The organism is Enterobacter sp. YSU (assembly GCF_016082135.1).
Taxonomy (GTDB): Bacteria; Pseudomonadota; Gammaproteobacteria; order Enterobacterales; family Enterobacteriaceae; genus Enterobacter; species Enterobacter hormaechei_C.
Genome location: NZ_CP059487.1, coordinates 1,876,393 through 1,895,897 on the forward strand (window position 1 = coordinate 1,876,393; position 19,505 = coordinate 1,895,897).

At 44.6% G+C, this 19,505-nt stretch carries 26 protein-coding genes and 1 pseudogene; 24 read left to right on the forward strand and 3 right to left on the reverse strand.

The genetic code is table 11. From position 1 onward, the window contains the following. The first annotated feature begins 519 nt into the window (after positions 1–519). The 24 genes and pseudogenes from H2Z33_RS09015 to H2Z33_RS09125 all read left to right on the forward strand — a co-directional run bounded on the left by H2Z33_RS09015 (position 520) and on the right by H2Z33_RS09125 (position 17,643). Positions 520–3,795, forward strand: coding sequence for a P-loop NTPase fold protein (locus H2Z33_RS09015; RefSeq protein WP_021242119.1), 3,276 nt, complete (start codon positions 520–522; stop codon positions 3,793–3,795). A gap of 204 nt (positions 3,796–3,999) precedes the next feature. Further along, positions 4,000–4,329, forward strand: coding sequence for a hypothetical protein (locus H2Z33_RS09020; protein ID WP_000140246.1), 330 nt, complete (start codon positions 4,000–4,002; stop codon positions 4,327–4,329). A gap of 153 nt (positions 4,330–4,482) precedes the next feature. After that, positions 4,483–5,895, forward strand: coding sequence for a hypothetical protein (locus tag H2Z33_RS09025; protein WP_022646499.1), 1,413 nt, complete (start codon positions 4,483–4,485; stop codon positions 5,893–5,895). 249 nt (positions 5,896–6,144) lie between these two features. Next, on the forward strand, positions 6,145–6,384 hold the full coding sequence (locus H2Z33_RS09030; RefSeq protein WP_001180999.1) for a hypothetical protein: 240 nt from the start codon (positions 6,145–6,147) through the stop codon (positions 6,382–6,384). A 62-nt stretch (positions 6,385–6,446) separates the two neighbouring features. Beyond that, positions 6,447–6,758 carry a hypothetical protein gene (locus tag H2Z33_RS09035; protein WP_000172888.1) on the forward strand — a complete coding sequence of 104 codons (312 nt, stop codon included), beginning with the start codon at positions 6,447–6,449 and terminating at the stop codon, positions 6,756–6,758. Next, positions 6,755–6,949, forward strand: coding sequence for a hypothetical protein (locus tag H2Z33_RS09040; RefSeq protein WP_000159617.1), 195 nt, complete (start codon positions 6,755–6,757; stop codon positions 6,947–6,949). The genes H2Z33_RS09035 and H2Z33_RS09040 overlap by 4 nt, the downstream gene beginning before the upstream one ends. Before the next feature lie 54 nt (positions 6,950–7,003). Further along, on the forward strand, positions 7,004–7,537 hold the full coding sequence (locus tag H2Z33_RS09045) for an HNH endonuclease (protein ID WP_000241452.1): 534 nt from the start codon (positions 7,004–7,006) through the stop codon (positions 7,535–7,537). A 110-nt stretch (positions 7,538–7,647) separates the two neighbouring features. Continuing rightward, on the forward strand, positions 7,648–8,259 hold the full coding sequence (locus tag H2Z33_RS09050; protein ID WP_001371923.1) for a DUF6012 family protein: 612 nt from the start codon (positions 7,648–7,650) through the stop codon (positions 8,257–8,259). Between the two features lie 570 nt (positions 8,260–8,829). Further along, positions 8,830–9,639, forward strand: a complete 810-nt coding sequence (locus tag H2Z33_RS09055) for a toxic anion resistance protein (RefSeq protein ID WP_000368643.1) — start codon at positions 8,830–8,832, stop codon at positions 9,637–9,639. Next, positions 9,636–10,748: a toxic anion resistance protein gene (locus H2Z33_RS09060; protein ID WP_000609386.1), complete on the forward strand. Its 1,113-nt coding sequence runs from the start codon at positions 9,636–9,638 to the stop codon at positions 10,746–10,748. The genes H2Z33_RS09055 and H2Z33_RS09060 overlap by 4 nt, the downstream gene beginning before the upstream one ends. Beyond that, entirely contained in the window at positions 10,738–11,631 is an 894-nt protein-coding gene (locus H2Z33_RS09065) for a hypothetical protein (RefSeq protein ID WP_000252081.1), read from the forward strand. Before H2Z33_RS09060 ends, H2Z33_RS09065 begins: the two co-directional genes overlap by 11 nt. 174 nt (positions 11,632–11,805) lie before the next feature. Beyond that, complete coding sequence (locus tag H2Z33_RS09070) at positions 11,806–12,033, forward strand: hypothetical protein (protein WP_000336109.1); 228 nt, start codon at positions 11,806–11,808, stop codon at positions 12,031–12,033. Between the two features lie 178 nt (positions 12,034–12,211). Next, the gene (locus tag H2Z33_RS09075; RefSeq protein WP_000071366.1) at positions 12,212–12,532 is read left to right on the forward strand and encodes a hypothetical protein; all 321 of its coding nucleotides are present in this window, start codon (positions 12,212–12,214) and stop codon (positions 12,530–12,532) included. A 516-nt stretch (positions 12,533–13,048) separates the two neighbouring features. Then, positions 13,049–13,360, forward strand: coding sequence for a DUF957 domain-containing protein (locus tag H2Z33_RS09080; RefSeq protein WP_001165367.1), 312 nt, complete (start codon positions 13,049–13,051; stop codon positions 13,358–13,360). Positions 13,361–13,364: 4 nt separating this feature from the next. Next, entirely contained in the window at positions 13,365–13,856 is a 492-nt protein-coding gene (locus H2Z33_RS09085; RefSeq protein ID WP_001371932.1) for a DUF3085 domain-containing protein, read from the forward strand. A gap of 552 nt (positions 13,857–14,408) precedes the next feature. Continuing rightward, positions 14,409–14,612, forward strand: a complete 204-nt coding sequence (locus H2Z33_RS09090) for a hypothetical protein (RefSeq protein WP_000781547.1) — start codon at positions 14,409–14,411, stop codon at positions 14,610–14,612. A gap of 54 nt (positions 14,613–14,666) precedes the next feature. After that, positions 14,667–14,891 (forward strand): hypothetical protein, encoded by a 225-nt coding sequence (locus H2Z33_RS09095; RefSeq protein WP_000551490.1) that lies wholly within the window; start codon positions 14,667–14,669, stop codon positions 14,889–14,891. Between the two features lie 39 nt (positions 14,892–14,930). Next, a complete protein-coding gene (locus H2Z33_RS09100; protein WP_000814953.1) occupies positions 14,931–15,131 on the forward strand; it encodes a hypothetical protein in 201 nt (66 codons plus the stop codon). A gap of 222 nt (positions 15,132–15,353) precedes the next feature. After that, positions 15,354–15,665, forward strand: a complete 312-nt coding sequence (locus H2Z33_RS09105; protein ID WP_000633161.1) for a hypothetical protein — start codon at positions 15,354–15,356, stop codon at positions 15,663–15,665. A gap of 53 nt (positions 15,666–15,718) precedes the next feature. After that, positions 15,719–15,895, forward strand: a complete 177-nt coding sequence (locus tag H2Z33_RS09110; protein WP_000802040.1) for a hypothetical protein — start codon at positions 15,719–15,721, stop codon at positions 15,893–15,895. Positions 15,896–16,040: 145 nt separating this feature from the next. After that, positions 16,041–16,322, forward strand: coding sequence for a hypothetical protein (locus tag H2Z33_RS09115; RefSeq protein ID WP_000703842.1), 282 nt, complete (start codon positions 16,041–16,043; stop codon positions 16,320–16,322). Between the two features lie 216 nt (positions 16,323–16,538). Next, positions 16,539–17,144, forward strand: coding sequence for a hypothetical protein (locus tag H2Z33_RS09120; protein ID WP_000137794.1), 606 nt, complete (start codon positions 16,539–16,541; stop codon positions 17,142–17,144). Positions 17,145–17,465: 321 nt separating this feature from the next. Further along, positions 17,466–17,576, forward strand: a pseudogene (locus tag H2Z33_RS23395) (DUF5431 family protein); the annotation flags it as partial. Further along, the gene (locus H2Z33_RS09125; protein ID WP_223152483.1) at positions 17,524–17,643 is read left to right on the forward strand and encodes a type I toxin-antitoxin system Hok family toxin; all 120 of its coding nucleotides are present in this window, start codon (positions 17,524–17,526) and stop codon (positions 17,641–17,643) included. The pseudogene H2Z33_RS23395 and the gene H2Z33_RS09125, both read left to right, overlap by 53 nt. A gap of 608 nt (positions 17,644–18,251) precedes the next feature. Here H2Z33_RS09125 and H2Z33_RS09130 read toward each other — a convergent pair. The 3 genes from H2Z33_RS09130 to H2Z33_RS09135 all read right to left on the reverse strand — a co-directional run bounded on the left by H2Z33_RS09130 (position 18,252) and on the right by H2Z33_RS09135 (position 19,454). Next, positions 18,252–18,572, reverse strand: a complete 321-nt coding sequence (locus H2Z33_RS09130; protein ID WP_000332796.1) for a hypothetical protein — start codon at positions 18,570–18,572, stop codon at positions 18,252–18,254. 281 nt (positions 18,573–18,853) lie between these two features. Next, a complete protein-coding gene (locus H2Z33_RS23400) occupies positions 18,854–19,057 on the reverse strand; it encodes a hypothetical protein (RefSeq protein ID WP_001015183.1) in 204 nt (67 codons plus the stop codon). Between the two features lie 46 nt (positions 19,058–19,103). After that, on the reverse strand, positions 19,104–19,454 hold the full coding sequence (locus H2Z33_RS09135) for a hypothetical protein (RefSeq protein ID WP_000743059.1): 351 nt from the start codon (positions 19,452–19,454) through the stop codon (positions 19,104–19,106). Between the last annotated feature and the right edge of the window lie 51 nt (positions 19,455–19,505).

Consider the following 19,505-nt stretch of genomic DNA (forward strand, 5'->3'; position numbering starts at 1 on the left):
GATGAAGGCTGTACCAGGCAGAGAACATGTCACTCTCGGGGCCGGATGATAAAATGTGTTCAACTGGCTGGGCAGGGTAATAGCGAAGAACGTTCTCTGAAATTCGATTCAGCTCAGCGTAACGTGCGCTGTAGGTATGTATAATCCATTGCATCAATTTTGCATCCGTATTATTCGCAGATTACACACAAGAAGCTTAACAATGGCTGAAAGAGTGAGCAGGGATATGTAACAAAAACAAGGGCTTCAAGATGAACTGGATAAAACCGGAGCAGAGCAAGCCCTGTTCCGGTTTGTCAGGCTTTGGAATTTCTTCCAGGCCCCTGCAGCTAGTCACAACAAACACATTAATGTTTTCATTGCTTCAATTCAATATTATTGTGTGAAAGGGATTCCATCGAAATCGGCTTATGCATGCTTAAAACTAAACTGCCCCGGCTGCAGTCATTTGGTTGCTGTGGGCTCTGTACTGTGTCTAATAGTGAAAGAATCTTACGTTATAACGAAGGAAATTGCTGAATGACTCTACGATTGCAGACGGAATCACCCGCTGACCAGGATATGTTTAGAGGCAGCAGTCATGAAAAAGTTGCAGAGAATGTGGCTCAGATCATCAGGACACCTGATGTCAATATTATTGGTCTGGAAGGTGAGCTGGGTTCAGGTAAGTCAACAATATTGAAGTTCCTGCAGAAAAAGCTTAAAGATGATTTTACGTTCATTAACTTTGATGCAGAACGTTACCATCATGGCTCAACTAAAAAAGCGCTTATCGATGTCATCCACCACGGGGTCAGCCTACAATGTCCGGGCTCCCGGGATGTGTTGGATAAGTATAAAAATCTGGCTCTGGGTAACATCGTTGAATACGACAAGAGGGTCAGCAGCAGGCTAAGCTGGTTGACCGTCGTTTTTATTTTACTGTCATTGCTTTCCGTGCAGATGCTTCGTTATGTGCTAACAGACCTTAATCAATATTTTACTAACAAGGAGTCATTATTAGGGTGGCTTTTTTATGTTGAGGTGGCCGCGTTTCTTTCTCCTGCCATTATGGTCGCAGGACTGGCATGCCTGCAGAACATGGAATGGTACAGAAAGAAAGGGTATTCGAGTATTGGTGATTTGTTCAAACGCAACAGTACTGACAGGATTGAAGAGACTTGGCTAGTTAATAAGGAGGTCGGAGCTATTGAGCTGGCTGAAGCTCTGCAGGGATTTACCTCCAAAGAGGTCATTTCCCATGGAGATCGCTTCATCCTTATCATTGATAATCTGGACCGAATCAGTGCAGACAAAGTGAAAGAGCTCTGGAGTGATATGGAGCTTATTGCCGGAGCCACTCATGAACACTTCAGGATAGTGGTGCCCTATTCGGCAAGACAGGTTTCAGCCTCACTTTCTGTGGCGGGTTTCAGCGGGCGTGAGTTTATTGCAAAGCGGATTCCTGTAAGTTTTCAGGTTCCTCCTCTTATTTCGGCAGGATGGCAGGAAGCGTTAAGGCAGTACTGGAAAGAAACAGTAAATGAGGATGCAGGGATAGCGTGCCGGGAAGCAACGGTGTTGCTTGAGCGCTGGAAACCCTCTGAGTATCCTCGTATCACACCGCGATTAATGAAGAAGTTTGTTAATGATATTCATATTCTGAACCTTACCGTTCCTGCAACAGAAGATCATCGCCATATTCTTATTGCTCTCTACTTACTGGTGGTCAGATACGGGGAGCGAGATATTAAAGTATTACTTCGCGATCCCAAAGCTAGTCAGACCGAACCCGGTATTGCTCCGGATGATTTTGACGAGATGCTCTCGCTAACTTATCAACAAATATCCCGAATTTTTAATAACGATACAGAAAGATGGAGCGAATTTCTGATGAGCATCCACTATCAGTCCACGGTGGAGCTTGCCAGGAGCGAGTTGCTTGATACGCCTCTTAAAGACGCGATTGGTGCTATAAATATCCCACGGCTTGAAGAACTGACGGCCTTGTGGGGTTTCGCTGAAGCATGGCAGCGAGTGGCACCACATATTCAGATGCGAGACTGGCTGGTTTCTTATAGCCGGATGGATGAGAAGTGTCAGGCTCTCGCCGAACCGCAACTCAAAGTCGCAGTGCAAATGCTGAATCAGAGTTATGCTGTTTCACTCAGAGAAAAGAATGATGAAGGTTTCGTATTGAGTCTGCAGAAACTGATGGCTGACGGGCGGATAAGCCTAGAGCCTTTCGTCGAAAGGCAAATATCGTTTATTGTGAGTAAACTTGATGAAATTCAGGATTCAGAAAAATTGGAGGCTGAATCCACGAAGACGTTGCTGCAGGAAGCTGATTCATACTCTGTTCTGGCCGGTGAATCACTACTGAATAAAATGGAGAATTTTGTAGATGGCGTATTTTATGTGGAATACCTTGTCAATAATGAAGAGACCTTGTCAAACCTGAAAATTGGCACACTAGATATCGGAAATCACGGTCGGGAGGAGATGTTACGCTATGGAGCTGAGCAACCTCAGATAGACCTTTTTAATCCGGGAATTATCCGGCATATCAATATTGCATCGAAGGCGGTACAGAACGTAATTGGAAAGAATGATGGTACAGGTGGGGCTCAGGTTAGCTCTGCAATAATGACGCTTAAAAATCGTCAGGTTGTTGAGGACGTTATCCATTTCAGAAAAATTGTTCTGAGCCCGGACTGGAATAATAATGTTTTAAATCAATATTATCTTAATAATACGGCGACGAGGAATCTCTTCCCTGCGGAATTTGCTGCACAGGCTGTTGCTCACATGGTGCTCCATGGTAACTATGCCGGTATCGAGTCGTACAGTGAACATATTGGTGAGGAACGGTTTGACCTGGCTTTGGCTGCATATCTTCGTTATCTACGTACTGCCGAGAGTATCTTTATAGCACTTAAGGATAAAAATGTTCTGCCGTACATCAAAAATGCTGTTGGCAGGATTGTTGATTTAGGTCTTCTGGTGAATATACCTGTCCTGAGCTTTGTTAAAGGTCAGTATGACGTCATCAAAGAAGCTACAAATGCAACCTCTCTTTTAATATTTGTGCGAGAGCGTCAAAAAGCACTGTCAGAGAAAATAATTGAGTCTGATGTGAATGCTATGGGTCCAGTATTTCTCCATGACGTATATCAGTCAGGTGAGCAGTTTGATATTTTGAAGAAAAAGCTGAACGCCCTGGCATGTGGAGTATTTAGTTCTTCTGAAAGGCTTATTGAGTGTTTTACGGTTCTTCCTGTGAACATGCGCTTTATCCTTGAACAAATGCAACTTCAGGGGCAGCATATCCGGATGGAAGGTAGTGTGGGTATCTTTGCATCATGGTTCCGTGATGCAGAGCCAGACGTTGTCACAAATGCCGAGAACATTCATTTTCTGTGGTCTTGCCTCGACGATACCCAGAGAGAGACTGTACTTGATGAGTTGCACGATGTCTTACTTGAAAGACATATTCGTATTGACAGCCGTATTGCGATTATTACCCGTTTTCATAATGAGTTGTCGTTTATTGAACCTGAGAAGGCCGTTGAACGCAGGGCTATTGCGGCGCTGTTTAGCGCTTCTGTTGATAATGTATTATTGTCTCAATGGCTTGACCGTCAGACGTTTTCATTTTCATCATGGTCTCCGGAGGACGCCCGTACGGCAACGAGTTGTATAATGAATAACTCGGAGATTTTTCCTCTCATCTGCAGGAATTCACAGTATATTAAAAACAGAATGTTACCAGAGAAAGCGGACGTTACAGAAGATAGTGATACGTTTCCGGACTGAGTTCGTTCTTTAAATCCTATACCTGAAGACCACAGCGGTGGTCTTTGGGAGTTTTTTTATTGCCTGATATACATTAAGCATGTTATATCTTGCTAAGAAATAATCATTCAGGGATTAATCATAACTACTGAAGTTATGTTGTGTTCTTTTCTTTTAAAAATAAATTATTCAGATTTATTTTCTATTGATTTAATGAGGTAGGGAATGACAGAAAGTGCTTTGCTTTTGCGAGAGGCATTTAATGAATCGGTTAACTATATGACATGGTCTTTTTATTCACTGATAACTGCTTACGTTTCGATGGCTTTTTATGATAGAGTTGAGGTTAAGACCCGAATAAATAATTATCTGAATAAGTTACTTTTCGTGATTGCTATGTCCGTTTTTATCCCAAATATGTACTTTGTTTCAATGGTGTTCAGTCAGAAGTTAGGCACCGCAGCTGGCGTTGCGTCATTCATTATTGGGCTACTTTTCATGATGTTAAACTCGGCACCTGTAATTACTGGTATCGTACAGCAGCGCAAAGATTGAGTTTTATGAGTATAGTCAGTTGGGTTTTCATCTGTTTTATCAGACTTAGAAAAATGAAATCTTTCAATTCATTGATTTTAAACGCAAAAAAATTTCTAAATGATCAGAATTATAGGGTGCTCCTTTTGCACAGCAGTAGGGGTTGACCATTCAATGGAAACGCTCCTTCGAACTGACCCGGAGAAATACGGTTATCAGGCTGGCCTGAGTCGTCTTCAGCGATTTCTTTCTAAGATCCAGTACGACTGGAGCCTGCGGGATTATATCGGTCGTAAAGTGTTCGAAGGCGGATATGTGCGTCTTCAACCCAATATCTTTTCTTCGTCCCTGACTGAACGTCTTTTTCATGCCTGTTGCAGCCTTGATTATGTTGAAGCAAGACGTGCGGCAGAGCATCGCAGAAAGCTACTTTCCGGCGAGGTTGACGATACGGCTTATAACCGTCGTATGGCTGAGCCACAATTTCGGCTTGTACAGGAAGCAAACGTGATCCACGTTGATTTCCTCTGGTCGTTGCACTGTTTCAACCCTCGCCCGTTTCGGGCAATTGAGATCTATCGCAGGGTCTGGGAAGAGGCCGATCTGGACCTTCTTGAGGATGAGCCTGACATGCAGCCTGTGCCCCGTACACCAATGCCAGCTCCACTCTGGATGAAACTGCCCGGAGGCCGGTTCGGTACAGCTTATGATGGACTGACTGATACGTTGCCGCTGATGACCTATTTTGACGGGCAGGCTGACCCCAGGGCTTCACGTAGCCTAAAGACCGGAGAGAGCAGTTCTGTCGTCGTGGCATTCGAGGAAGAGGATGAGCTGACTGTTGAAGAAGATACGGCGTCCTGGATTATCTGGCATGAATACGACGGGTTACGCCAGCGCATCGCTGACGGTGAGTTTACTCCAACGACTGCTGCTCAGTATCTTCTTCGTTATGGCGCGGTCCGAATTTCAAAAGGCAAGGGCGCTGTCTATCATCGTCTCGCACAACGGGGACAAACCTTTTCCCGCCTGGGGATAGGCGACAGAGTGTCGCTTCCAGAGCTGGTTGCCAGTCGGCGTTTTAAAATACTCAGTGATTCTGCATACCGTCAGGTTGTAGCCCGGAAATTGCGTGGACAGATAAAAAAGTTCAGATTCTGGGCATGCGTAGCTGCCTGTGTTCAGTTGCACGTACACAACAAGACGGCACTCGGAGAAAGAATTTTAACGTTACTCGAAGGTGAGAGGGAACAGCAACAAGGTGCGATCCAGGCGAAGCTGAAGGCGGGAATGATGGATGCAGTTCTAACTCTGTGTAACCAGCGACTCCGGGTGAAAGAAAATACTAACCAGCCAGAGGAGTTCCGCTATTACCGTGCCGTAAGAGCTCGTTTCATGCGCCATTTATCTGAATGCCTTAAGCCAGAAAATGGCGGCGTTATCCGTGACGTTATCTGGGAACTGAGGGTGCTGAGCAGTGCTCACGGTACGACCAAAACAGGTTTTTACTATGTCGATAGCAATCGCCCGACAGCGAAAGGACTGTTAAACCGCCTTCTGATGAGGATGGTCAAGCAGGTCGTATAAGCGTCTGAAACGCGAAACACACGAAAATGGAGGGGTTATACAAAAAAAACTTAGCTTTGATCGTGATGTAATGTGGACATCATGTCCAAGCGTTGCTGCATCCAGAAAAGTAACTTTAATCCTGTTGATACAGCCCTTGCATTACCTGTTTACGCATAGCGTGGAAACGTTCTAATTAAACCAGACGAATATAAATTTAAATTAATTCACTCACCCCCGGAATCGGGGAACTAAACAAAAGGATCATCAATGCAAAATCAAAATACACCCGCTCAGGAAAAACACACCGTATACCTTTTTAATGCCGAACATGCTGACAAGACAGCCGCCAAGCAAGCCGGGAAACTCTTCACGCTGGACATTGAACACCCAATGACCCTCAACGATCTCTCGCTGCTGTGTGAGTCGGTCGCGGACGCTGTGGGAGCACCTGGCGGAATTAAATATGAAATCACAACAGAGCCTAATGGGGTTCAGGAGGAATACTGAATCAGTGTGGTGTGAGTCCATTTTAATTTGACGTTTCATGAGTTCTATCGAGAGGCTGAAGTATGACTTTGAAAATGGAAAGTTCCCGGACTTCCAAGCCTGAGGGGCCATTTGTATTAATCACTTTTGAGGGGGACGAATTTCTTTTTGATGACAGACATAATGTCGTCAAGATAAATGGCAGGCCTAAAAAAATGGATGTAAAGCGAAATTATTTTGAGTCCGATCTGGGAGAAGGGAAAGCGAAATACTGGACTTTAAATATCGAAGAGGCTCATCGGTTCAATTCGATTGATGAAGCGACAGAACAACTTTGTAAACTGAGTCGCCCTCATCTGATCAAAATTCGCAAAGTTGAGGGGGTATCTGAATGACCAAAGAGATGTTTTTACGCATTTTAAATGAGGCACAGGCTCGTGTGGATAACGATTCGCTTCCGCTTGATGTTCGTATCCGGTCACGCACCACGGTAAATGATTGCGTCATCCGGGCAGATAAAGAGGGGTGGCCTATTGAGTATAAACAGAAGGTCTGGGTAGATGCAGTCAGTGGCTGTTATCTTTAGCGGTTACTTAAGCCAGTTCCTGTGCCCGTGAGCTTAGTAAAGGCGGAAAATGATATGGTCAAGGTGATAAATATCAACGGGAATTTAGTTGAATTACCTGAGCCCTCAGCAAAGTTATCCAAAGCTGAATCACCTGATGGTAGGTTCTCAAAACCTAAAAATAAGATCTCTAAAATACAGCGAGCTGAGCTGCGAATGAAATTTGGGGGGCGTTGTGCCTATTGTGGTTGCAAGCTTCCTGAAAAAGGGTGGCATGCCGATCATGTTGAGCCTGTTCGACGCGACTTTGAACTGGTGAGAGCCCCTGTCGGCAGCGGCGTAACTCATGTTGCCCGAAGTACGGGTAAGGTTATGCACCCTGAACTGCATGCTATAGAAAACTTATTTCCATCATGCGCCCCCTGCAACCTTTTTAAAGGAGCTTTTAGTGTTGAAGGAATGAGAAAAGAAATTACCAAACAGGTTGAACGGGCTCGCGCATATAGCGTGAATTTCCGTACCGCAGAACGTTTTGGGTTGCTTCATATTGTAGAAAAACCGGTCGTCTTCTGGTTTGAGCAGTATAACGAACAGAAACAAAACGAATAATTTCTGTGAAACATAAAAGAAGTTAATCAGCAGTGGTTTACTAATTAAAGAGTGATTTAAATATTTTGATGCTGCTGAGGAGCTGCCTGGTATATCCTTCAAAGGAGAAAATGATGTATCTGCATCTTGTGCCCCGTATTCTTCACCATATGAAAAACAAGTGTACTCTCGTGTCAGTTTCTGTACCTGAATTGTCACTTGAGCTTAAAGCTGATTCGCTGGTGGCAATGAAACCTTATCCCAACAAGTCCTACCACGTTGTCATGTTGAAGGGGCGACGTGCATTAAATGGCTTTCTGGTAAAAAGCCCACGGACTTTAACTGAGTTCACAATGATAACAATCTGGGAAATTGAAGGCTTTGGAAAAATTAGTCATACCGTAAAAACGCTCGTTCAGGACAAAGACTATGACTTGGTCTCCCATGATGTCCTTTTGGCACATGCATACCATCAGAGGGAGGAAGAATTGGGGTACCGTGTACATCCATCCTATGACAGTCTAGCTCCCGTCGATTTTGAACCAACAATGCAGTCAAGGTACATAAAGGAATCCGATCTTTCCCACGACGTATGGGAAACCTATTCATGGGGGGAATTGCTGCGTTCGCGTGAAGAGACATTTCTGGCGATGACCATGTCATCTGCTCGTTTAAGCCATCCAGCATTCATCAGAGGAAACCGACTTCCTCAAACTGACCAGGCCATCATTATCAGTTCGTAACGACCTTTTATTCTTTTTGATGCCAGGCGAGTCTCCTTTTGCCTGGCCACTTTGATTTATTGCCTGGGAGTAACCTATGGATGAGCAAGATATTCTCCGCGTTATAAACGGCCGTGAGATTGATGCTTCTGACCTCCTGGAAGAAGCTATGCCGAACGCAGCCCGACGCTTTTATCGTTTAACTAACAGCATGAACAAATTGCTTTAGGAGGTCAGGGAGCACTTTCCTGACGCGATGTATTACTCTGCCAGCGGAACGGTAAGCCTGCTGTTGGGGAGCAGCCACGACAACAATGACCATCCGGTTAGAGAAATGGTCGCTGTAAGGTCACCAGATCTAAACATTGAAGGCGGTGATTGGTAGGTCAAGCAGGGGATCTATGTGCACTTCATGTCCTAACTTCATCCAGTGCTGAATTCAGTGCACAGACAGTAGGGGACTTCTCCTTTAATCAGAATGGCAAAGGGTTACGTGAGGATCAGATTCTATTTTTTTGCCTCGAAAACGGATAAACCCAGGTTTTGGCGCTTTAACCGAAAAATCAGCAGAACGGTAAATGATAGGCTGTCATGGATAACCATTTTGAGGCAAAAATGAACGTTTCAACTGACAGCAGCAACATATCGATAGCAGAACTCAAAGAAGAATTTATACCCGGTCTTCTGCTTAATGCTGGGGCAATAAGCCATTACGGCGACTCGGCTTTATCTTCGAAGGCTATGGATAAGTATTCAAATCTTCTGGAGAAAGACGCAGTTACCGCTTTATCAGGAGCCTTGAACCGTATCGTAAGTGCCTTAGCGGAGGCAGATCCACGTTCTATCAGTAGCAATCCATCCTGGTTTTCCCGCTTTACGGGCAAACACCTTGAAAAGCGCGTTCGTTACCAACACGCACGTGAGAAGGTGGAAAATCTTATTAATGAGGGGAACGGATATCTGACACATGTGAATGAGACGCTACTGGCTTTAGAAGAGCTGCTTGAAACATATGTGTCAGAAATCAAACGCCTTAAAATTTTTATCCAGGCAGGCCATGAGTTCCTTAGGGATTCTACCGAAGAAAAAAATAGTGACGATCTAAGCCTTGTCTTCGATAAACCGAGGGAAAGATTTGCCAGACGTTTAGCTAACCTGGCAACACTGCTTGCGTCTCATGAAATGGCCGCCATGCAGATGGAAATCACTCGCGGGACTTGTATAGATATTGCTGACCGCTTTAACGAAACTATAAAAGTCCTGGTTCCAGTATGGCGGCAACACACACTTTCGCTGTTATCAGTAAATAACACTGACCCTACGATTGTTAGAAAAGCTAATCAGGCCCACGAGGCTCTTCTAAAAAGCCTGCGACAAAATTTAGAGGGATTCCAAAAATGATTAATAATTTGACCACCAAAACTGAGGTTGTTGCTTTTACTTTGACTTCCGCTGAACTGGAAAAGTTCGGGCTGAATGAGCAAGATGAACAAGAGATTAAAGCCGTCGCGGAATGCATTAATGCCGATGATCCAGGAACAGTTTATCGTTTTGGCCGGGCAATGGGGGAAAACACTGCTAATTATGCGGATAGCCTGCTTGAGCAAATTCGCAATAAAGATTTAGACGAAGCCGGGAGCAAATTAACTGAAATTATCAACCTTGCAAGAAATGTAAACATCTCGAACTTAACTGAAAGTCGTTCAAATCTGCCAGTTATTGGCCCTTTGTTGGATAAAATCCGCACCCGTGGGAAGAATTTCGCCGCACAGTTTGAATCAACTCGTGAACAAATCGATGCTCTGGTTTCAGAGGTTTCAGTTACACAGAATAGCCTCGGTTCTAATAATATTTCGCTCCAGCAAATGTTTGATGAAGTCGTTAAAGAACACCACTTAACAGGTGTACATATTGCTGCCGGTAAATTAAGGCTGGGAGAATTACAATTAAAAGCAGAAAATCTCAGAGCTAATGTTGGTAACAATCCTGCTAAGTTCCAGGAAGTATCTGATCTGGATACGCTAATTGCTAATTTAGAAAAACGTATTGGCGATTTAGTTGTTTCTCAGCAGTCTGCTATGCAAGTATTGCCAATGGTACGGATTATACAGGCAAATAACCAAAGTCTTATCGACAAGTTTCATAGCGTCAAAGAGGTTACTGTCCCTAATTTCAAGCGTCAGTTTCTGTTAGCCATTTCTCTAAATGGACAGCGTAACGCTGTAAATCTTGCCAATGATATCGATAATGCCAACAATGAGTTACTCCGTAGTAATGCAAAATTACTGCATCGCAATGCAGTAGAAACTATGAAAGCAAACCAACGGCTGGTTATTGATATAAGCACCCTTAAAGAGGTGCAGGATACGCTTATCCAGACGGTTGGCGATGTTGTTAAAATCCAGAGAGAAGGGGCTATTAAGCTCAGGGAAACAGAAAAACAGGTTCTTGCCATGCGTGAGAATTTGCGCACCCGACTGACACAAAAAGGGGTAGATCATGGTGCGTAACCTTAAGAGTAGTGACGATTTTTCCCGTGAACTGTCATTTCTTTTTCACCGGTCTATAAAGATTAGAAATTCAGGTTTCGCGATATTTGGTGCGGGCCTGCTGATAATGATTTTTGGTCTTTGCTTGTGGTTGCTGTCATTACACCTCTCACCTTCAGTTCTGGACTTTGATATTGATGTGCCCTTGTCATTCTTCAATTCATCTGAAGGTGAAGATAAGTTAGTGGTTTCGGATTTTGGCGATGCATTTGGAGGCTTCCTAACTACATATTCTAAGTTGCTATTAGGGATTATGGGGCTATTAGTAGTTTCTTCAACTGCCTTTAAAATTTTAAAGGGGGAGGAAATAGGTGAGATATTCCCGATGCTTCTAATTGCTGGCGCTTTTCTTATCGGCTTGTCAGTTTTTACATCTGCTTTAGGTTCGGAAGAGACTGATGCCACTTCAGCTTCGACTGTAAAGGTTATCAAGAAATATGTAAAACATGAAAAATACGATAAACTTGTCGCATATTTAAATGATAGTAATTGGCCCTCAGGCGAAGAGGTATCTGTAAACTATTTAAAGGCGCAACTACATATAAAACTCGGCAAGCCAGATGTGAAGTTAACACAGAATGTTGTTAGGGCGTATATGTCTGGTGTATTACAGTCAAATATTCCCGTGAAAGTTCGTTATGCATTGGAAAAGACAGCTTTAGATAAATCCGTCTCACCACTTGCGATTCGTTATGAGCAAAAACGTATGTCTAAATCACATACCTTTTCAAAAGCGTCGGTTAATTGTCTTAAAGTAGGTAGTCCCGTCGCATTCGTTGGCGTTTTGTTCGCTCTTCTTGGTATAAAAATCAGGCGGCGAGTCAGATTCTTAGAATCAAATTGAATGAAAGCCCGGTACGCTGGGCTTTTTTATTCAGTAACTTTTATCAAATATGTAGTAATTTACCGGAATCTGCTTCTCCAGCTTGTTAGCTGAAAAGCTTACTCAAGTATAATAATCTACTTCTGATTATGTTTTTTATGGTTTTATTTTTACACAACTTATTAAGGATACATGATGTGTAACTTTACTCCTGTTCAAATTATTGCTGATTATATACTGAGGTTTCTTAAAAATAATACTGATGCCAAGCTTTATGAGGCAATGCAGCGTCTTGAAAAGAAAATTGGTCAGTTTGTCGCTGATGGGGTTGATGAACATCAATTACGCTCTTCATTAAGCAAAGTCTGTCGATCTCGTTCCAGGGCGGCTCTTAAAGAGGAGTGTGAACAACTCATTCCATAAAAAGAACATCATACGGGAAAGTTACTTTAACGGTGAATGGCTCGCTTCTGGCGGTTTAAGTTGACGGCCATTCCTACCATAGCCATCATAAAGTATGATTAGCATTCGAGTGTGGCACTACTAATTTTAATGGGCTACGCATTCAGTCTCCACCTCTCTAACTATAAAGGTTCTTTTCATGTCCAATAGCTTCGATAAGCCGCAAACGCTCCCGGTACATAATTCTGATGCCGAACCCTTTTTTCCGAAAAACCTTGGTCCATTTATCGAGCAGGTATCCGGAAGGGATCTGGCAATGCTCACAGAATCAGAGAAGGAAAAACTTGCGCACCTGATCAGAACTGGGCGTAAATATGGAGTTTCTGTCGCTATCGTTCCTGATACAGATTCTGCTGAGCTTCATGAATTACTGTCTAATGCCGATTCCATTGAAAGGCAGTTTTCCATCTATGAACGCATCCAGACGAAGATTGCGTTCACGCGGTGTCAGGAAGCATAAACAAAGTGAGAAATACAACTACGTGGTATGACGTAGAACATATTGAAATCACCACAGGCGAGCGAGGCGGCAGGATATGGGTGCTGAAGCTCTCCTGTGGCCATACAGTATTTCGCCGAATACCTCCTATACGTCTTCATAACCTCACAGCTTTTTCTCTGCGGGAGCCCCCAGAAAAATGTCGGTGCTCTCTTTGCAATTCAAGTCCATAATAAAGCCTTTTTAAAGGCCACAAACTGCATATCACTGGATAAATCATCCTCTACAGCGTTCATTCTTAAACGCAAAATTTATATTTCATTCATTCTATTTTAAAAGCGTTATAAAAGACGGAATCCTATTTAGTCTGTTTGATGCTTAAATCATCTTCAGTGCCTTTTATCTTTTACCCAGCGACTTTAACATTAACCTGAGCAGAAAACTTGTTTTCAAACTAAGTTCGAAAACTTTCTGCTCAGGTTATTAGCCGGGTAAGCCACTTTGTTATATTTGTTTCATGTTAACAGAGGAGGCGATATGCAAATTGAAAAGGTGATGTCATTACTTGAAGTGCTTTCAAGCTGGCTTGAAGATAACATCAATATGGATTCTGAAATTATCTTTGATAATGACGAAGATAATACCAACTCAGAAATTCTGTATCCTGCTGTAGAAAAGGCTAATGCCGTTTTGCGCAAAATGGCATCTTTATCTTCAGATTCTGTTCATGCAATTCGACAGCGCTTGCAGCTTGCCGTAGAAGGCAAAGCTGAATTGTCCCTCAAGGATGTGGGAGAGCTTCTGCTGGCAACAAAGTATCTGATGTTGTCCACTGAAGAGGGAGAGTAAGCCTGTGACCACTCTCGTATTTGAAATGGCAGATATCAATAAACTGATCGAAGAAATTCGCACCGCAAAAACGTTTTCGGTCACCCCAGATCAGATCTATGACCCGGCATGCTATCCGGGGGGAGCCCTCCTTAACGCTGAGGGACAGACTGAAGAAGAGGCGCGTAAAGCTGGTAGGGTTTTCTTTCCCTCATCCTCAAAAATTGCCAGCACACATCTGGTGCCAAAAGTGCTTCTCGCGCACAGTCATGGTGTATACCTGATCACTAATGCTGAGCTTGAGGGCTCTCCCGCATCCCGCGATACTGTGGCTTACGCCCAGGGGATGAATCCAAAACTGGATGAGGACTGGGATTACGCTTGTGATGCCGCTTTGGGTGGGTCTGATTGTAGCTATACCATTCCCGTTGAGTGGCTGGAGTTAGCGGTAGAGCAGGGTTTTCAGGAGTTTCGACTTCGAATGAGTGAAACCAATATCAAACTTGTCAGCAAATAGTATGTCCTTGCTGTTTCCAGTCAAACATTGTCCGCCAGTCGAGCTGCTGGCGGATTGTTTTATATAAGGCCGGGAAGGTATGTCAGGTTTAAGCAGTTCCGCCCAGAAGCTTACAAGGGCGCAGATTTACGTGTTAAGACGGATGGCATCCGGCACGATCTATGATATCTCTGGCAATTTCAGACGGGCCAGAGAACGGCGTACGTTTATGGGGAATCCTGATGATGTGACGTGCAGGAGCTCTCCGGTCCTGTTCCGGCTGGGCCTCGTGGAGTTATGCCAGCCAGTAAGGCATCTGGAGCCAGGTTTATACTATCGGCTCAAGTTGAGCTCCTCAGGGCATGAAGCTCTTAAGGCGAACGCACACCTCTAACATTTGAGATAGTTCGTTCGCAGCCAGGAAAGTAACTTTCATCTCAAGTGTGACCCTTACTACCTCATTTATGAGTAAAACCCCCCTCTGATATGTCGAAAATGCTCATTTATACGAAAATAGTTTCTCTTCAGGTGTGATGTAATTACTGAGAATTCTCCCTGAATGGAAGGCAACCGATGAAAATGTTTTTTACCCCTTATGTTCGTATCGTTTTCTATTTTTGCGCATTGATTTTTATTGTTTACAGTTTCAGTGATTTTTTCCAGGGCGTCCCTGACAGCACCTTCTTCAGTGCGGTCATCACGCTACTTGTTATCGGAACCATTGTTGCCCGGCATCTGGATCGCAAAAAATCTCTCAAATATACTTCACAGATTTAAGTTTCCACTCAGGCCACTCTCGGGTGGCTTTTATAATTTAATAAGGACCGGTTCATGCATAACCACGAAATTCAGACCATTGCTATATTTAGTGCCCAGTATAAAAACATCGAAGATGCTGAAAATGCAGGTGCTTTATATTCAGTAGATATTGAATATCCGATGACACTAAATGATTTATCGCGGCTTTGCGACTCTATTGCCGAAGCAGTAGGTGTGCCTGGCGGCGTCAAATACCAGTTCGTGTCCCAGCCGGAAGCGCATGAAACCAGCTTCTGATAACCAGTAACCAAACTGCCTAAAAGCAGGTGCAAAGCCATGAAACAAACAAAGTCTTCTATGTCACGTATTGTGCAGCTGTACGACGGGAGCCGATACGGAAACTGCGAGCAGGCTGATAACGAAGGAGAGCTTTTTACGGTGGTGTTGAATAAGCCTTCGCAGATCGATGACATCCGTAAAATCGTAGACACAACCGCCGAAGTACTTGGCAAAGCTTTGCCAGTACTCCTCTTTTAAAGCTTACATCCGTGAAGGATAATTACGGTCTTACTACTTTCAGTTTTTCATTCCAGTGCCGTCCATTTTAATTTATCGATTTTAAGCGGTCGGCGCTATTTCATTGTTTCTTTTCCGACTGTAATTCCTTATATATAGGAATATTTCAAAGAATTTATCTCAGGTTATTTGTGGCGTGGTGCCAGTTGTTATAATGATTCCACATAATCTGGAGAGTCAATCATGATCACATCTCTAATGAATTTCCGCGATTTAACCGGAGAGGCAGTCATCCAGGCGCGGCAATGCGTTATTAATGCTGAGATCGAAGCGGCCCGGGAAAAGGTAATTCATGCTCGTTCGTTATTCAAAGCGGGTATACATAATGTTGTAAACGGTAGTTCTGGCATTAAGGCTGCGGCAGCACATTTTCTGGTGATAAAACGTTTACAGACTGACACTCGGTATCTGGACGCGGTTATCACTGATAACCTTTGCATGTTTTCTCCTGAGGGTTATCTGTATCTGTTTATGCAACAACGTTATTTCCTATAAAACAATGGGTTAGGTAAGTATCTTTCCATTAAAAACATTAAAAAGGTGACTTGATGAAACCATTTGGACTTGCCGGAAAACCCCGGCCCGAACCTTGCGGCTGCTGCTGGTATACCCGTGAGGACTGCCCTTACGTCAGCGCAAAACAGATCTATCGCCGCAGGCAGCGCAAGGCAGAACGCCAGCGTCAGCGCAGCACCATTGTGATGGCCGTTTCTGAATTTCGCTGACCTCTTCTGGAAATATCATTTTTTCTCCAGAAGAATTTTAAAATAAAGGGAAATCTTTTCACGGGTATCTGATGTTTATTGTTTATGGTAAATTGCGCCACATTAATTGTTTGTGGCGCAGTTCGTGATGGCTTAAGGATATAATATGAAAATCAGCCAGCTGGAATCCGGGATGCAGGTTTGGTCTGTAACCCGTACCAAAATGGGAAATACCACCATTTCAACGGTCATTGTCCACCCCGTTGTCATTATTGAAATTCATGATAACCATGTGATTGCTCGCTGGAACGGCAATGCACCACGTCGGTTTGGAGAAACGGCTATCAGGGGCTGGAAGAAGGAGAAGCCACTGCTTGTCCGTGAGCCTTTCGGAAATGTTCGTCTGGCCACCCGGGCTGAAAAAACCGCTATGCAGGAAAAAGAGTAATACCCCCTTTTAGCACCCACAATTTCACCGTCCATCTGCCTTTAACCTTGCCTGTTATTAACGGAATCCTTTCTGACTGGGCGGATCCCACGCATAACCTGAACTGTTGGCTAACCGTCTTACAGCCAAATTCCCTCCTTTATCTGGCAGGAGTGCGTCCGTGAGCTCTGTATGATCTACGTGTTTGTTAAGTAGAGCACATAACAGGAGTGGGGTATGACTGAATTAAATAAAAGCCCGTCCGGTTTTTCCGGAGCTGATGTCAGTAAAGAACAGGCTGCCATAAGGGCACTTGTAGAAAGAGTAGTGACCAACTATCGCAGCCGGACAGCACCTGATCGGGTTCAAAAGGCTTCGGTAGCGTTTAATGGGGGATTAATCCTGACCCTGATGCTGGCCTTGACGCTATTGGGCTACCTTGTGGCGGAATTGCTCAGGGGGTATGTTGCGGATAGTTCACCCTATGTGCCCGGTCTAAGTTATTCGCAATTTTCGATGCTTATGGTCGTTGAGCTGTGTCTATGCTTTCTTGCATGGTTTTTGGTTGTCACAGGGGACTATCCCCGGCCGTGGATATTTCAGGTAGTCCCGATGGAGCAGTACTGGTTCTTTGACGAAGTGGATGACGACGATCTTGCCCGGCTTTCCTGTAACCCTTACATCAAGCGCTGGCTACTTGATGAAATGTCCGGTATTCATCGACTGACCTACACGAGGCTGCATGATCGACTGGAGCGCATCTGTAATATTGCATCCCATCTCGAATACAGCCGTATTCAGGCACATAAGATTTCCCTAATCAACGGAAGCAGTGCCTCCTGATCCTACCATTGCATCCGGAAATTAAACGGGCAGGAACTGCACTGTATGTTCCGACCCAGCAGCTGCCCGTTACCCTTTTCTTTAGTATAAAATGACTTTCGCCGACAACCGGAAGTGAATCATGTCAAATAAATGAAAAATCAGTAATTTATGTAGGCGGGGTGTTTGGCTGATCAGGGCAGGGTGGTATAATAACGCTGGTGCTGGAGGCTTTTGCCCCAGCCAGCGGTAACACTGTTTGACTGTCCAACTTTTTGGGGTCAGTACAACCCGAGGCCCCTGTATGCTAGTCACATTCAGAGTAGCCTCTTGCCTGCTTAAATGCAAGGAGAAGAAGGCCATGAAAATGCCGAACCAACCCATTGTTTTGTGCATATTAATAGTTTGTTTAACGCTGTTGATATTCACCTGGCTCACACGAAACTCGCTTTGCGAGTTGCGGATGAAAGACGGAACAAGGGAGGTATCTGCTATCCTGGCCTACGAATCCGGTAAGTAGCTGACAAAGAGGGGGGCAACCCCCTCTTTTCGGGGTGTGGATTAGTATGCCATCGGCACCTTTTGAAAGGGTTTCTCCAGTCGGGGAAACCCTTTTTTCCTCCCGTCTTGTGGCATATAGCCTTTTGTATAAATCAAGAACCAGACCCAAAGAGTCCCACTTCACGCAAACCGTTCAAAAGCCTTAGCGTAATCCAGTCGGGAAAAATTTCACCGGTGCTCGTCCGGGCACGTACCGGAAACAATGGACTTCTCACTGGTCGGTAGCTCATAGAACGTAGCCATTGCGGTCAGTCCTTATTCTGTACCCAGTAGAGTTTTATGGCCGTCTGGCAAATCGTTCAAACATTGTCATTTCTGTTCTCGCTGCATCCGGTCAAATGATACGGTGAATTCAGCTCATGGGCATTCGCATCGCAGTCTACGAAGGCACCAGAAGTTTGAGGATGTTACGCAAAGAACAGTTATCAGGTTTGCTGGTGGGCGTAATGCCTACCTCTACTTTACTTCATAGGGATTCTTCTGCGGGGAAGCAAGAATTGACTCAACGTTGTCCGGTCGTACCAGATTTGTCGCGGAAAGCGCCTTTTTGTGAGGGGGGCCGCAGCGCTAAACCTTTTCCTGGAACGACATGAAGGACAGCAGAGCGTCCGCCCTGGAGGACAGCTCAATACAGTCTCCACGCTGCGGTTCTATCTCTTCGTCAATGGTTTCATTGTACCAAATACGCAGCCGCCATCCCTTCGCAGGGAAAGCGCTCTGCATCGCCAGGACCATCCCCTCCGGCGACAGCAGTTCTCGACAGAGGTAGCAGGCCCCGATCCGGGTTGAATCCCGCAGCCACATTACGGGATACTCTTTAACCAGTTGGTCATACACGCATTCTGCCATATGAAAGTAATTTTCGTCAGCCCTGCAAAAATCACACATTCGATTTCCTTAAATGGTGTTCATCGAGATAATTCAGAAAGTTGATTCGCCAAACTACGGGGCATTTCTTTAATGGCGGAGCTTTACATCACTATTTCTGTCATTTTCAAATCCGCCGGATACAGCAATAATTGCACCGAACAGCGGTTTGAACTGCAATGCATCCGTAGGGTATGCGACAATAATAAGGCTCTTCCCGTACTCTTAAAAATGGAAGAGTTTAAAACCCATACTGCTGGGATGAGCGAAGCACGGTACATTATGCCAGCGTATAAGGGCCGTCATAACTTGTTTTTTTCTAGAACACGGCGAAGTTTTCTTACCTGGGAAGCTGTGGAAAGCGTACCGGTTCGGGGATGGCATGCGCTTGCCTTTTCACCTGGTTTGAGTACATAGGCTAATGCCAGCTCGTTCAGAGCCGCCTCAGCTTTCAACAGGGCCTCAATGGCCGTGTTCAGGTATACAGTTCGGCTCTCATGGTTCATCAGGATTTTCCTCACAAGGGTAAAAATGACAGGCGATACCTGCCGTTTACCCTTTGTCTCCGTTAAGAATGGCATCACGGCAGGCTTCCCAGATTACCTGGGCATTAGCATCACACTCCACGAACCCGCCGCACTGATCGTATATCACCTGGTATACCTCAGGGGGAATCTTCCCAGGCGCAACCGGAGTTGAGCGTTTGCCTTTATGAATCTCATCTGCGGTATCACAGACAGCGTCGAGATGCCGCGACATCCACTCAGATAATTTCAGACCCTCTCGATTTGCCTGTTTTACATAGCGAACCTTTCTGGAAACCGTAGATCGCATCTGAATCTGTGTCACAGCTGGCACATCTTCTTTCATGGCATTCTGTAATGCAGCTTTGGGCTTTTTCATGTTCATGGTTGCTTTAAATTATTCTGGAGTTCGTCTGATATAAATGCTGAC